This window comes from Corynebacterium silvaticum (assembly GCF_004382825.2).
Classification (GTDB): Bacteria; Actinomycetota; Actinomycetes; order Mycobacteriales; family Mycobacteriaceae; genus Corynebacterium; species Corynebacterium silvaticum.
Genome location: NZ_SDQO02000001.1, coordinates 617,841 through 631,664, shown reverse-complemented (window position 1 = coordinate 631,664; position 13,824 = coordinate 617,841). Strand labels below are relative to the sequence as shown.

At 52.4% G+C, this 13,824-nt stretch carries 12 protein-coding genes and 1 pseudogene; 3 read left to right on the top strand and 10 right to left on the bottom strand.

Annotation, left to right across the window (positions count from 1 at the left end; genetic code table 11):
- Positions 1-218 precede the first annotated feature (218 nt).
- From ET810_RS02970 to ET810_RS02960, 3 genes are read left to right on the top strand one after another with little or no spacing between them, the layout of a single operon-like run.
- Positions 219-1,733 carry a hypothetical protein gene (locus ET810_RS02970; RefSeq protein WP_225870085.1) on the top strand — a complete coding sequence of 505 codons (1,515 nt, stop codon included), beginning with the start codon at positions 219-221 and terminating at the stop codon, positions 1,731-1,733.
- Entirely contained in the window at positions 1,730-2,464 is a 735-nt protein-coding gene (locus ET810_RS02965; protein WP_134315922.1) for a 6-carboxyhexanoate--CoA ligase, read from the top strand. The genes ET810_RS02970 and ET810_RS02965 overlap by 4 nt, the downstream gene beginning before the upstream one ends.
- On the top strand, positions 2,461-3,675 hold the full coding sequence (locus ET810_RS02960) for an aminotransferase class I/II-fold pyridoxal phosphate-dependent enzyme (protein ID WP_166741000.1): 1,215 nt from the start codon (positions 2,461-2,463) through the stop codon (positions 3,673-3,675). The genes ET810_RS02965 and ET810_RS02960 overlap by 4 nt, the downstream gene beginning before the upstream one ends.
- Positions 3,676-3,687: 12 nt before the next feature.
- On the opposite strand, the gene ET810_RS02955 is transcribed toward ET810_RS02960, so the two are convergent.
- The 10 genes and pseudogenes from ET810_RS02955 to ET810_RS02910 form a co-directional block, all read right to left on the bottom strand.
- On the bottom strand, positions 3,688-4,146 hold the full coding sequence (locus tag ET810_RS02955) for a LemA family protein (RefSeq protein WP_087454083.1): 459 nt from the start codon (positions 4,144-4,146) through the stop codon (positions 3,688-3,690).
- Positions 4,143-5,252 carry a glycosyltransferase family 4 protein gene (locus tag ET810_RS02950; RefSeq protein WP_087454084.1) on the bottom strand — a complete coding sequence of 370 codons (1,110 nt, stop codon included), beginning with the start codon at positions 5,250-5,252 and terminating at the stop codon, positions 4,143-4,145. The genes ET810_RS02955 and ET810_RS02950 overlap by 4 nt, the downstream gene beginning before the upstream one ends.
- A gap of 104 nt (positions 5,253-5,356) precedes the next feature.
- On the bottom strand, positions 5,357-6,274 hold the full coding sequence (locus tag ET810_RS02945; protein WP_087454900.1) for a phosphatidylinositol mannoside acyltransferase: 918 nt from the start codon (positions 6,272-6,274) through the stop codon (positions 5,357-5,359).
- Positions 6,275-6,280: 6 nt separating this feature from the next.
- Positions 6,281-6,964 (bottom strand): annotated as a pseudogene (gene pgsA, locus ET810_RS02940) (phosphatidylinositol phosphate synthase); the annotation flags it as partial.
- Positions 6,957-7,550, bottom strand: a complete 594-nt coding sequence (locus ET810_RS02935) for an ATP adenylyltransferase (protein ID WP_087454085.1) — start codon at positions 7,548-7,550, stop codon at positions 6,957-6,959. The gene ET810_RS02935 and the pseudogene pgsA, both read right to left, overlap by 8 nt.
- Positions 7,551-7,734: 184 nt before the next feature.
- Positions 7,735-9,804 (bottom strand): threonine--tRNA ligase, encoded by a 2,070-nt coding sequence (gene thrS / locus ET810_RS02930; protein ID WP_087454086.1) that lies wholly within the window; start codon positions 9,802-9,804, stop codon positions 7,735-7,737.
- A 233-nt stretch (positions 9,805-10,037) separates the two neighbouring features.
- On the bottom strand, positions 10,038-11,345 hold the full coding sequence (locus ET810_RS02925) for a Dyp-type peroxidase (protein ID WP_087454087.1): 1,308 nt from the start codon (positions 11,343-11,345) through the stop codon (positions 10,038-10,040).
- 112 nt (positions 11,346-11,457) lie between these two features.
- The gene (locus ET810_RS02920; protein WP_087454088.1) at positions 11,458-12,063 is read right to left on the bottom strand and encodes a copper chaperone PCu(A)C; all 606 of its coding nucleotides are present in this window, start codon (positions 12,061-12,063) and stop codon (positions 11,458-11,460) included.
- A 3-nt stretch (positions 12,064-12,066) separates the two neighbouring features.
- Positions 12,067-12,660, bottom strand: coding sequence for a copper resistance CopC family protein (locus ET810_RS02915; RefSeq protein WP_087454089.1), 594 nt, complete (start codon positions 12,658-12,660; stop codon positions 12,067-12,069).
- 870 nt (positions 12,661-13,530) lie between these two features.
- A complete protein-coding gene (locus ET810_RS02910; RefSeq protein WP_241657932.1) occupies positions 13,531-13,788 on the bottom strand; it encodes a hypothetical protein in 258 nt (85 codons plus the stop codon).
- Positions 13,789-13,824: the final 36 nt, after the last annotated feature.

The window sequence follows — 13,824 nt, the reverse complement described above, 5'->3', positions numbered from 1 at the left end:
AAAATTCCTCGCCGTTATCTGCGCTTTCTTCATTTTCTCACTATCCTCGTCAAATTTACCCGCACTTCCAGGCCTTTTCAGGGAGCTGATCTATATGCCTGAACTGGGTACCCCTGACTGATCTTTTACTCCTCCGCACTGTGTCCGATCACCTAATACTATTGGGGGTGCGGTATGTTTTCTTACGTATGCTGTCCGTTATTCGTAGGGTGCACGTAGTGAAAAAACTGATACCAAGCACCGCCTTGGTGAGCCTTGTGTTGTGGGTGTTGTGGGTAGCTTCGCGAGTAACGCTGGTGCGGCTCGTTTTGCAAGAGACCAGCCCTGTAGGGGACGTAAAATACTATTTTGTCGGCGTGTTCCGCCTCGTACCCGGCGCGTTAAAAGAGTATCCCGAGGTAGGCACATGGCCTATTAACCTGCTCGGTTGGATTACCGGCGGCAACCTAGAGCATTTCATCATTGGCTTTGTAGTCATGTGTTTGCTTGTCGACGCCCTCTTCTACGCCTTCCTGGTCAGCTCGCGATGGCGGGGTCGCATCATAGCGGCCCTGTACTGGTGCCTCTTTGGCCTAGCGACTATGCAGGTGTTCGTGCTCAGACTGGATATCGTCCCTGGCGTACTTGTAGGCCTGGCCGCGTTATCACTGTTCTCGCATCCGTATGTGGCCTCCTGGGTGCTGGCTTTTGCCACAAGTATGAAGCTGTGGCCGGGGGTCCTTGCTGCTGGACTGGTAGGAAAATTCTCCTCGGGCAAAAGTTGGTTACGTCTCTTGTCCTTTGCGATTGCCCTCGTAGCCTTCGGCTCCATCGTTTATATCCAAGATGGATGGGAGCGCCTTCTTTCACCGCTGACGTATCAGAGCGATCGAGGATTGCAGATTGAGTCTTTGCCAGCCACCCTCTTTATGTATCGGGCAATAACCTCGCCTGAACAGTATGAGGTCTTCTACGCGACGTCGAAAAGCTTTGAAATTGTAGGCCCTGGGGTGGACACCGCGGCGTCGATAAGCACCTGGCTCATGGGAGCTACCGTTATTTTTGCTTTATTATGGGCGCTCAAGCATTTTCTTTTGGGCACGTGGCGGGCATATCCCACGTTATGTTGGTCGATTGCCGTCGTCTTGCTGTTGATTGTGACCAATAAGGTGTTGTCACCCCAGTACATCATCTGGGTAGGTCCGCTCGTCGCTATTGTATTATTGGTTAAACCTAAGTCTGTCTTTGCGGCTATCGAGGCTCTGCTCATGATAGCGCTGGCCTATTTCAGTTGGCAGGTGTATCCGCAGAATTACCCCAGCATTATGCAGGTCCCCTTTGACCACACCAACGGCGTTAATGCGCTGGTGATTCGCAATGTCTTGTACCTCGTGGCCACTGTCATCGCTCTCGTGTGGGCGATATGGGCTTCCGCTGTGGATCGTGACCCCACTCCACTCCAGACAAAGACTGCCGAAGTCCTGCCACCATTGCCAGAGCACGCAGAAGAAAGTCCCGTCGCAGAAATCGCACCACTTCCGGCAACAGAAAAACTTCCTACCCGGGAGCACCTCCCCGAAGACACGCAATCGCATGCTGTACAGCAAGCGACGGATTGGGCCGCGCAGGCACCGCGCATCGTATCCCGGCCGGTCCGTTCGCTTCCCCTCTACAACACAACAGACATAGCATCAGGCCACCGGAGAATAATTGAACATCGTTCAAATCGGTGGCTTATACTTACACAACTATGACCTTTTACAGCGTTAGGATGCGGGCGAGCCTCCAAGGCCAACATATCTCCGGGGCCGAAACCCTTGTTTCTTGTCCCACAGATGTCCCCCACATCACCGCGCAGTTCATCCAACGCGCGATGAACCATGCAAAAGGTACTCCTGACTCAATCACCACAAAAGTAACGCGTATTGCAGACGCCGATATTCAACGTGTACCCCGGCTTCTCACGCGAGAATATCAAGCGGTGGACTGCCCCGATGCCCACGGCTTTGTGCAACAACAGCTTGCAACAGTGTGCTCCCCTGAAGTTACACACAAAGCCCTAGAGCTTCTTCTCACCATCCGCAACATGCGCGGGGCCGTGCTCCTAGATGCTCACTCTGCACGCCGATGCGAACCCGATCCCAACAGAGGCGTCCGCGCCTCCAACTTCGGTGCCGCACCACCATCAACGCCAGCAGAGCCGCACAGCCCAGAATCGGAAACAACGAAAAACCACTACCACGAGGCTCTCACCTTATCCTCCAAAGTTATGAGCGCGCCAGGAATTATCGCCGAGATCTGCATCTCAGACGATCCCGATTACACCACTGGGTATGTTTCCCTCAACGGCGTTTATACTCGGGTACACACTATGAAGCGTTTGGGTTCTCCCCTGGGTGGAAGGGTATTCATCCTAGACTCGAAGAAAGCAAGCGTTGCCGCAGCAATCGATTACATAGAAAACACCCCGGTTTTAATTTTATGACTCTCCCAGATTCTCCATCTCCCGCAGCGTCTTCCTGCCTGCGCCCTGCACTAGCCTCCTCTCTTCTCGGAGACTTTGCAGCAGAGAAAAACCGCTGTTGGGCCGAACAAGGACTGCTACGGACTCCCGCGCGATTCGATGGCCCACAAACACCGATGACCCTTATTGAAGGCACTGAGATGTGTTTGTTTGCATCCTCAGATTATCTTGGTTTGTCAGTCCACCCCGCAGTGCAAGAAGCTGCGATCCAGGCCATCCACGACTTTGGAACAGGATCTGGGGGCAGCAGACTGACCACGGGCACCAATCTGCACTCCGCTCTAGAGCAACAACTTGCAGCGTTCTTTGGAGTTGATGATGCCGTCTTCTTTGCCACCGGTTACCAAGCCAATCTCTCGACGATCGCCACGATTGCCACGGCCTCAACCACCATATATTCAGATGAGCTCAATCATGCATCCATTATCGACGGATGCCGCATGTCCAAGGCTCAGGTATGCGTGTATCCCCACAACGACATGGAAACGCTCGAACACCTGCTCAAAGAATGCACAACACCCCATGCCTTGGTTATCAGCGACGCCGTTTTCTCCATGACCGGCGAAGTCGCGCATATTAGCGCCCTACGCGCCCTCTGCAAAAAACATCAAGCTTGGCTCTTGCTTGACGACGCCCACGGGGTCGGCGCGCTAGGTCCCACAGGAAAAGGCAGTACTGAACAAACTGGCATTGACCCCACTCGTGAAATCCTCATCGGCACAGCAAGCAAAGCCCTAGGCTCCGAAGGTGGTTTTGTCCTGTGCAATCATGAGGTCGCAACGCTGCTACGCAATAGGGCGCGAAGCTATGTTTTTTCTACGTCTCCAACACCCGCAACCGTGGTCAGCGTAGCTGCTGCTCTTTCAGTCATCGAAGATGAACCTGAGCGTTTAGAGGCTTTGCAGAACAACATCGTATATTTCAGCCGGCTCCTTGGTATACCCATGCCGCATACCCCGATTATCCCTATTCATGTGGGTGATTCCGCGCGCGCTGTACGTGTCTCTCAATCACTTGCCGATGAAGGATTCTTTGTCCCCGCTATTAGATATCCCACCGTGGCGCATCAATCAGCACTCTTGAGAATCACGCTCACCGCAGCCCACACTACTCAGCAGCTCAGACGGCTTGCTGAGGCCATCCAGCGGCTGCTCCCTCAAGCCCCTCGATGAGTGGACCCCGCATTATAAATAATCGGCGAATTCGAAAAATTCGGGCAACTTCGCTGTACCACCCAAGCGCAGCCAGCGCACGAGTGTTCGTGTTCTTAACGCGCGAGTGTCTGCAACAGCGTCATTATAAAAGCGATGCGCTAAAGAAAGCCGCACTTCCGCATCAACAATCATCGGTTCTGCGGACTCGCCAATCGCAGCAATCCGCGCAGAGATTGCCCGCTCCTTCTCCGCTCGATCAGCAAACGTCTCATAGCCCAGCTGAATCTTCTGTGCCGCCTGGGCATCCCCAATAGCCTCAGGGTGCAATGCAGCCACCAGCGCTGCCCGGCGATCAAGCGCCGCCTGCAGCGCCTGCAGCGCCGAATCTGTGCGAATATGCAAGCGATTTAATCGCTGAGCCATCATCCATGCCCAGACCACGATAAATGTGAGCAGGACTGCAATAACCGTCATCAGCACGGTAGTCATAACGACCAGGCCTCCACTTTCGTGCCATCAGCGACAGTCTCATAGACTCGGACTACCTCAGAGGCAACCCGCTCCCAGTCATACTGCCGCGCCCTCGTTTCACCGGCTTTAGCTAGCTGTTCACGGCGAGCTGGGGCGTCGATAAGCAGGCGCAACGCATCCGCCAACGCAGACGCATCCCCGTTACGGAACAATAATCCAGCCGGTGTCGGGGAATCCGCATCGCACACCGCGTGAAAAGCCTCCAGGTCACTTGCTACCACCGCGCAACCAGCGGCCATTGCCTCGACCAACACAATGCCAAAGCTCTCGCCTCCGGTGTTTGGCGCCACATAAATGTCAGCCGCACCCAAAATCTCAGCTTTGCGTTCCTCCGAGACCCTTCCCACGAACTCCACAGACTCAGTATTATGGCGCGCCGCTCCGCCACCGATAACTGTGACATGCACACCACAATCAAGCTGCTCTACAGCCTGCAAAAGGATGTCCAAGCCTTTTCGTGGTTCGTCGATACGCCCTAAAAACACGATGTCTACTGGGTCGTTCGGGTTCTTCAAAGAAGCACTTTGACGAGCCTGCGCAAAAAGCGACGTGTCCACGCCGTTGGGGATAGACACAGGGTCGCCTCCCAGCATCTGAACTTGCCACCGACGCGCCATTTCAGAAACCGCAATCCCACCACGAATCTTCTCCAGCGAACCACGCAAAAACGGCAACGCAAGCGTCAAAAGAGTCGACTTGCTACTCGATGCATGATAGGTGGCCACGATCGGCCCCCGCGCTACTTTTAAGGCGGCTAAAGAAAAACTCGGAGAGTTCGGCTCATGGATGTGGAGTACGTCAAAGTTCCCCTGCTGGATAAACTCACGGACCTGTCTAAAAGTCTTTGGGCTAAAAGCCAGCCGCGCTACTGATCCGTTATAAGGAATCGGCCATGAACGCCCGCCTTTGGTAACAAAATCAGGCACATCCGTTGATTCTGCGCAGGGCCCGATGACACCAACATAGTGCCCCATATCCATAAGCTTACGAGCAAGATCAAGGATATGAGCTTGAACTCCACCGGGTTCGTCAAAGGAATAAGGGCACACGATTCCTATACGCATGTATCTTCCTTTGTTTCACTAGGCATCCACTAGGTATTGGTCAGCTCAGGTGGTCATCTGAGACAGAACCTCGGGGCAAACGACGGCCCCTACTCACTGATCGACTAGGACAGCCCAGCCTGAAAACGATCCTGGTCCAGATCCGCAATCCACAGCGGCTGCAGCACATGCCAGTCTTCGGGATGAGCCACAATATTCTCCTGCATTATGTCAGCAACACGTTGCACTGTCGAACTCGCATCAGTGACCTGTACTTCTGGAGAAATACTTATCCCCCAGCCGTCTCCTTCAAACCACACATGCCCAACGTGAAGGGCAGCAGTGGTCTCCATAGCTAGCTTTACGGGGCCTGCTGGCATCCGCGTAGGCTCACCAAAAAACTCTACGTCAATCCCTGTTTTTCGCAGATCGCGCTCACCCAATAAACACACGATACCGCCATCATTCAATCGGCTTTTCAGCTCGGGGAAAGGAGCCGAACCACCAGTTAGCGGCAAAACCTCAAAACCCAAGGTCTCCCGAAAAGCCACGAATGCTCGATAAAGACTTTCAGGTTTTAGGCGCTCGGCCACAGTAGTAAAAGGGCCAAAAGCATGAGCAACGTACATTCCGGCCATATCCCAGTTACCGGAATGAGGCAGTACCACAATCGCCCCTCGACCCGAACGCACAGAAGCTTCTAAATGTTCTTTACCGCGCATGCAATTGTCCAACCGACGCATCACACGAGGGTCTCCCGCCATACTGGGAAGACAAAAAGCTTCTTTCCAATATCGCGCGTAAGAACGCATCGACGCCCGGACTAAGTCTTTAGTCACATTCTCAGTGCCCACGACCCTAGCCAAGTTTTTTCTCAGCTGTTCCATTCCCGCGCCACGCCGAGAAACCACGTCGGCCCCAAAAGCAAAAATGGAGTCAGCCACCCGACTGGGCAGCATCCGAACGACAGCCCAGCCAGTGCGATACCCCCATGATGTCACCTGTTCCCATGCTCTCGCACGCCAAGATGCGTTACTGCTCATACGTCTGTCTTCCTGCGCGACTCCGGCATCAACAGCCTGTCCATGAGGATGCTCTTTCACCCCAGCGGGAGGGGCAATCTTATCTTGAGCGAACTCTGAGCGGGACGCAATAAACAGCCTTTGTCCCACCGTAAAAATGCTTCCTACAGCAAGGATCCATAATGCAACGTCTATGGCAAAGGGAACACCAAAGCCTGTCAGCCCGATTCCAATCAGGCCAATAATAAGGCGTTCGGGGCGCTCCACGAGCCCACCAACCATCGAGAATCCGCTGGCTTCTCCCCTAGCCTTGACATAAGAAATCACCTGTGAGCAAACGAGTACAACAAGAGACGCCGCCACCAGTGATTTATGCGCATCGTAGCTATACACCAGCCACCACGTAATGGCGCCAAAAAGCGCGCCATCGGTGATGCGGTCGCACGAAGCATCAAGAGTCGCGCCAAATTTTGTTCCGCCACCCCGCATGCGTGCCATAGTCCCGTCGACCATGTCAAAGGCAGCGAAAAGGCCTGTCAATAGTGTGGCGGCCACTAAATGACCAGTGGGGATCAGAAAGACTGCGATGGCTACGGTAATAACTGTTCCCAACACCGTGACGCTGTTGGGAGACAAACCCATTTTGCTGAAACACTGTGCAACTGGCTCAACGATAACCGCTGCGGGTTTTCTACCATGAACACTAAGCATGTGCGACTCCTGGAATTCCGTCCATCTCATCCCATGCTTGTGCGAGAAGCGAGCGAGTGTCCCGCAAAAGCTGAGGCAGTACCTTTGTTCCGTCAATGATCGTCATAAAGTTTGCATCACCTGTCCACCGCGGAACAATGTGCATGTGCAGGTGCTCTCCTACTGAGCCTCCCGACGCCTTCCCCAGGTTGAAACCGAGATTGATGGCATCCGGAGCGGAAACATTCTTGAGTACTTTAATTGCAGCCTGAGCAAAAGAAAAAAGCTCTGCGGATTCTTCCGCGGTAAGGTCTTCCAGGTTCCGCTCTTGCCTATAAGGCACAACCATCATGTGGCCAGCGTTGTATGGGAACAAATTAAGCACGCAATAAACAAGCTCACCGCGCGCAACGATTAAGCCGTCTTCGTCGCTAAGTTCAGGGATTCGGACAAACGGATTAGCCGGCCGCTCGTTGGTATCGCGTTGATCACGAGACCCATCGTTACGGATGTAGGACATCCGGTACGGTGCCCACAGTCGTTCTAAGCCGTCGGATATACCAACACCTTGATCTGTGTACGTCTCGTTTTCCCCATACGAGGGCATATCCGCGAACTCCTTCAGCATTCACAAACTACGTAAACCAGCTGCCATACACTGCTGTATATAACAGCTGCATATAACAACAGCTTTACGACCTACAGAAACACCGTAGTCGCTTACCCTACAGAATGGGCTCGGCAGCTACAGTGTTTCTGATAAAACCATCCAATATCAGTGGCTTGATTCTTTAATCAAGAATCAGGGCGCTTACAGATTCCTCTGTTGGCTGGTCATTGTTCCGCGAACGAATCCACTGGTCGATAATCTCTACAGCTTTTTCTACTGGAACCCCATTAACCTGAGTGCCGTCAAGGAATCGGAAGCTCACAGAACCGGCCTCAACATCACGAGCACCCGCAAGAACCATAAAAGGAACCTTGCCTGTGGTGTGGTTACGGATCTTCTTCTGCATACGGTCATCAGAAGTATCCACGTCTGCACGAATGCCTCGTTGACGCAGCTGCGCCATCATTTCTTCCAAATGTCCTACAAAGGCATCAGCCACAGGAATACCAATAACTTGGTGCGGAGCCAACCATGCGGGGAAGGCGCCCGCATAATGCTCTAAGAGCACACCAAAGAAGCGCTCAATGGAACCAAACAGGGCTCGGTGAATCATAATCGGCTGACGCTTGCTGCCATCAGGAGCCGTGTACTCCAAGTTGAAGCGATCCGGCAGGTTGAAGTCCAATTGCACCGTAGACATCTGCCACGTACGGCCAATCGCGTCACGAGCCTGGACCGAGATCTTTGGACCGTAGAACGCCGCACCTGCGGGGTCAGGAACCAACTCAAGACCCGACTTCGTTGCTACACGCTCCAAGATCGAGGTGGAACGCTCCCAAATCTCATCCGATCCGACAAACTTGTTTGGATCTTTGGTAGACAATTCAAGGTAGAAATCATCAAGACCATAGTCCTTGAGCAACGAGATAATGAAGTCGAGAACCGAAGTGAGCTCTGCTTCCAGTTGATCTTCCGTGCAGTAGATGTGGGCGTCATCCTGCGTGAACCCACGGGCACGGGTTAAGCCATGAATAACTCCCGACTTCTCATAACGATAAACCGTTCCAAACTCAAAAAGTCGGAGAGGCAATTCACGATACGACCGTCCCCGCGACGCAAAAATGAGATTGTGCATCGGGCAGTTCATCGGTTTAGCGTAGTAATCCTGCGCCTGCTTGGTAACGTTGCCGTCCTCATCGACTTCACCGTCGAGCTGCATGGGAGGGAACATTCCGTCCGCATAAAAGTCCAGGTGACCAGACTTTTTAAACAGATCTCCCTTGGTAATGTGCGGGGTATTAACAAACGAGTACCCCGCTGCAATATGCCGTTTGCGGGAGTGCTCTTCCATCTCCAAGCGCACAACTCCACCATTGGGGTGGAACACCGGGAAGCCTGAGCCGATCTCATCAGGGAAGCTGAACAAATCAAGCTCAGCTCCTAGACGGCGGTGATCCCGCTTCTCAGCCTCTGCCATCATCGTCTGGTATTCCTCAAGGGCCTCTTTAGATTCCCATGCGGTACCGTAAATTCGCTGCAAATCAGCCAAAGACTGATCTCCACGCCAGTATGCGGCGGAGGATCGAGTAAGGGAAAAAGCAGGAATGTACTTGGTGGTAGGCACATGCGGACCACGGCAAAGGTCATACCAATCGACCTCTCCCGTGCGTGGATTGAGGTTGTAGTACCCCGTCAGATCACCAGCGCCAACCTCAGTGGCTTCATCAGAGTCAGGATCGACACTGCCTTTATCCCGGATCAGCTCAAGCTTATAAGGCTCATTTTTCAGTGCTTCTGTTGCTTCCTCTACGGACGCAAACGTGCGGCGCTCAAATTTTTGCCCCTGCTTGATGATCTTCTTCATCCGCTTTTCAATGCACTTCAGATCCTCAGGAGTAAAAGGCTCTGCAACATCAAAGTCGTAATAGAAGCCATTCTCGATTGCCGGGCCGATGCCTAGCTTGGTCCCGGGAAACTCAGCTTGTACAGCCTGTGCCAGCACGTGGGTGCACGAGTGGCGGATGACCTCACGGCCCTCCTCCGTGTTTGCTGGTACCGGGGTTACCTGCGTATCTGTCTCGGGGACAAAGGAAAGGTCTCTCAAAGTACCTTCGGAATCTTTGACGCAGACGATTGCTTCTGGCCCCTTATTGGGCAGCTCAAGCTCTCGCATAGCAGCACCCGCTGCTACTCCTGCGGGAACGATGAACGGCTGATGCAGATTAGGCGTCGCCTCGATGAGATGTGCCATTATAAAATGCGCTCCTTACTTGCGCTCATGCTCAGCGTCATACCTGGACGCGTGGGCTGTAGATAGCGGCGAAGGCCAAAGCTGGATATGAAAGTTGTGCTAGTTAAGAAAATGCCCGCACAAGGTTGTACTTAAAAAGAACTATTTCTCAAGCACAAAACTCATGCGAGCATGACTGTAGATGTATCACACCAATGCTTACCGACGCTCAGCTCCCATCCTACAACTAGTTGTTAGGATTCAAAGAGCGCAGCTCCCCAGTAGTGTTTTTTGCTTCCACTATCCTCAGAGGTTCCCGGCAAAATTGCGTACACGGCTGATCCAATATGGGTGATCCATTCGTTCAGTCGGTCCGAATCATTGAGGCGCTGCTGAATAGGGATAAATTGTTTCCTAGGGTCTTTTTGGAAACAACAAAATACCAATCCCACGTTCGACAGCTGCCCCGAACCTGGAATAGGTGCCTCATCATAGGAATAAGCTCGGCGCTGAATCTTCTGATCCGGGCTGTCAGAAGGCGGCGTTGCTAACGCCATATGCGACCGAGCATCGATCTTAGGCAGTCCGTACTCATCAACAGCATGAAAATCCGGCGCATCAAACTCAGAACCACCGCTTAACGGTGCCCCGTCTTTTAGATCTCGACCAATGACTATCTCACGGGATTCGCGATCAAGAATCTCCCAGGTATCAAGGTTCATGGCAATACGACGAACAATCATGCACGATCCCTCATGAAGCCAAGCTGGGGAATCATCTGATTTGTCAATCCACACCTGAGCATCAAATTCTTGATCATTGTGTGGGTTAACAGTTCCGTCTTTCTGACCAAACAGGTTACGAGGCGTCTCACCTTTTTCATTAGCACCGTTGGCGTTCAGGAATCCTTTTTGTACCCACAGAGTTTCCGTGTAGTCCGTGCCAGAGCGAATCATGTGACGAGTGGCAAAAGCCATGGTCACCGGATCATCGCACGCAATCTGGATCACGATGTCAGACTCGCCCCAGCGTGGATCCAAATTGTCTTTGGAAAACGCAGGGAGGGGTTGAAGCCACGCGGGACGCTGATCTTCTTTCCCAATGATGCTAAAAAATCGCTTTCCTACCCCGCATGTGATGGTCAAACGCGCAGGTTTGGTCACCATTTCCGGTTCAAGGCTACCCAGGGGGTTCTCCCCTTGGGTCAAACGACGAGCATCCTCCGTCCACAACTTGAGCAAACGCTGTACGCCAACTTTGTTCACGCCTGCGCGTAAGTTCAAAGCGATGACAGTAAGGTGTGCTTGCGCAGAGGTAGCAATTCCGGACTGATGCGTCCCATCAAAAGGCTCGCGTGCTGCTGCTATGGAGGCGGTACTGACCGACGCATCCTTTGCTGTCGCATGTTTTTCTGCGTTGGAGCATCCAGCCAATGCGGCCCCACCGACAACCGTCGCCCCGGTAGCCGACCCTAAAAGAAAGCTACGACGAGATATTCCTTTTACCGGCGGCGATTTTTCTGACTGTAGTTGGGAATCAAAATGGGATTGAGCGGCTGTCATCGTGTGCTCCGGGGTCAGTTAATGGGGTATCGACAAGGCTGATGGCCTTACTCGACTTAAAGTAAGACCATAGTTTTTAAAAGCCGCGTAATACATTACGCGGCGGCTATCTTTAGTGCTTATGCATCATTCCTGTGGAACCGGTCTCCTTATGCAAAGAGCCATCTTCAGCATAGTTCTCGTCTCCAGCGGCAACGGTGCGAACAGGAACTTCCTTAACGGCTACGGTTGATCCGTCGGAAAGCTGCAGAGTCACGTCTACAGAATCTCCCGCTGCAACAGGCTTCTCCAGTCCCATGAGCATCATGTGATCTTTACCGGGCTCCATGGTGAGGGTCTGGCCTGCAGGAATCACAAAGCCGCCGTCTTTTTCTTTCATTACGCCGTCAACAACCTCATGAAGCTGGTTCATCTTAGCGTTCATAGAAGAGGTGAAGCCGGTAACCGTGATCTCTTTATCAGTGTGGTTCTTAATCTGACCGAAAATGGCGGTCATGTCCTTGCCTTCGCTCATGGCGCGCACGTAGAGGTCGACAAGCTCAACGTCCTTGGAGGACATTGCGTCGGAAGCTTTAGCGCCTGCAGAGGCCGCCGCAGAAGTAGCGGTATCTACCTTCTTAGCGGAATCTTTTTCGGAGCTAGAGCACGCAGTCAGCGCAAGTGATGTAACAGCGAGAGCACACATTCCGACCTTGATACGAGAACTAACGATAGACATATATTAAATACCTTTCTGTTTACGAGACCTAAGTGCCACAATAGTCCCACTGCCTATGCCCGCAACCGCGAGCAATCCAATAACAGGCCATAGCCATCCGGGAAAACCCTGTGACCCCGCAGATGGCATCACGCCACTCGAATCCGAGCTTGTCGACGCCCCCTCGGTGCGTTCGCCGGCCACAGTAAAGGTGGTCTTGCCGCGGGTGGCGTGCCCGTCCGACGACGTAATCTGAAAGCCCAAAATATAATCGCCCGGTCCCGGCGTTATGTCCGAGGGAACATCAACGCTCACGTTTCGCCCCTCAATATGAGGGTCCGCAGTAAAAAGCACCTTGGAGTTAGACGCGTCACTCACTGCAACCGTATTGAACCCAGGCTTCGGCTCACCAGAAAAGACCAGTGAAAGCGATCTCGGAAAAGAATCAATAGTCGCGCCGTTGCCAGGGTTGGAATCGATAACCACATCGTGGGCATACGCAGTAGACCCTGCACTTATAGAAAGCGCACAGGTTGCAGTCAACGCGACAACACAAGCGGCTACCCTACCCAGGATGGGAGTATCGCGACTACACACGCTGTCCCCAGCACCACTCACTTAGATTCTCCCATTCGTCGAAGCTGTTTACATCTCCCACTCTTCCATATTGAATTGCCCTATGCCCTTATGTAACAAGATATGAGCTGTCTATAGCTATCTATAGTGACATTCAATACATAAGGACGCGAGCACAATTAAGAGTCGGTTCTTTGGATATAGAAGTTCCTCTGGAGGGTTAATTTTCTTTAAACATACCCCCGGAAAAGTTCGACACAGTGAACTCTCTATAGCAAGTCACCTGATGACATTACATTTCCGACCCTTTGAAAGTCTTAGAAAACCTCCCATATCAGCTCCACCAATCCCGCCATCGTCTCCCCAGCGCACGAAAGCCACAACATCCAATGTGAACCCGGAACTGCCCGACGACACGCCCAATAGCGCGACAGCTCAACCACGATCCCGCAGTTAGGACACAAGGCTAACAATGCCTACCGCAGTGGTTTATTACCCCCATTGAATATCAAATTCATAAAAACTGCATAACCACTTCCCCTGTACAATAGCCTAGAAACTAGGAGTAACCCTCGATTTTTACAGAGATAAGCAAGGGTTGCGTTTAGCAGACTCTCAGAACAATAGGGAAAGCATAATACCGTGTTCTTAGAGATAGAAGACCCCTCATCTTCTTACCAAACGCTCAATGCCACCCTTTCTTCTTTCCTACTCCTTCCCTCAAACCACTCAGGAAAACACTCAAAGGGTAATAATCATGAAAGTCGTAGCCTCACTCATAGCCATCACCCTGGGCGTATTCATCATGGTCTTGGGCATATTTGGCGCGTTTATTGAAAGCAACTTCCGCTTCTTTTTCGCATTCCTATTGATCGGTTTAATGCCGCTCTTGCCGGGCGTATGGATGTTGCTTCACCAAAGGCGAGAAAAGAAAGGTGCGAAACCACTCAAACGCCATTGGGGAAAGGTAACACTTGCCTCCCTTGCTGCTTTTATACTCGGATCTGCACTTATGCCTACAACAGAAGCCTCTTCTAAAAAGACTGCACCAACAACCAGTACAATCTCCACGTCTTCCAGAGTGCCTCCCACCTCTTCCCTAACATCGAGTACCGCATCAAAATCTTCCCCCACGTCTGCAAGCAAACAGCCCAGCACAGTAAGAAGCACGTCTGAAAAGCCATCAGCGACACCCGAGCTGCCACC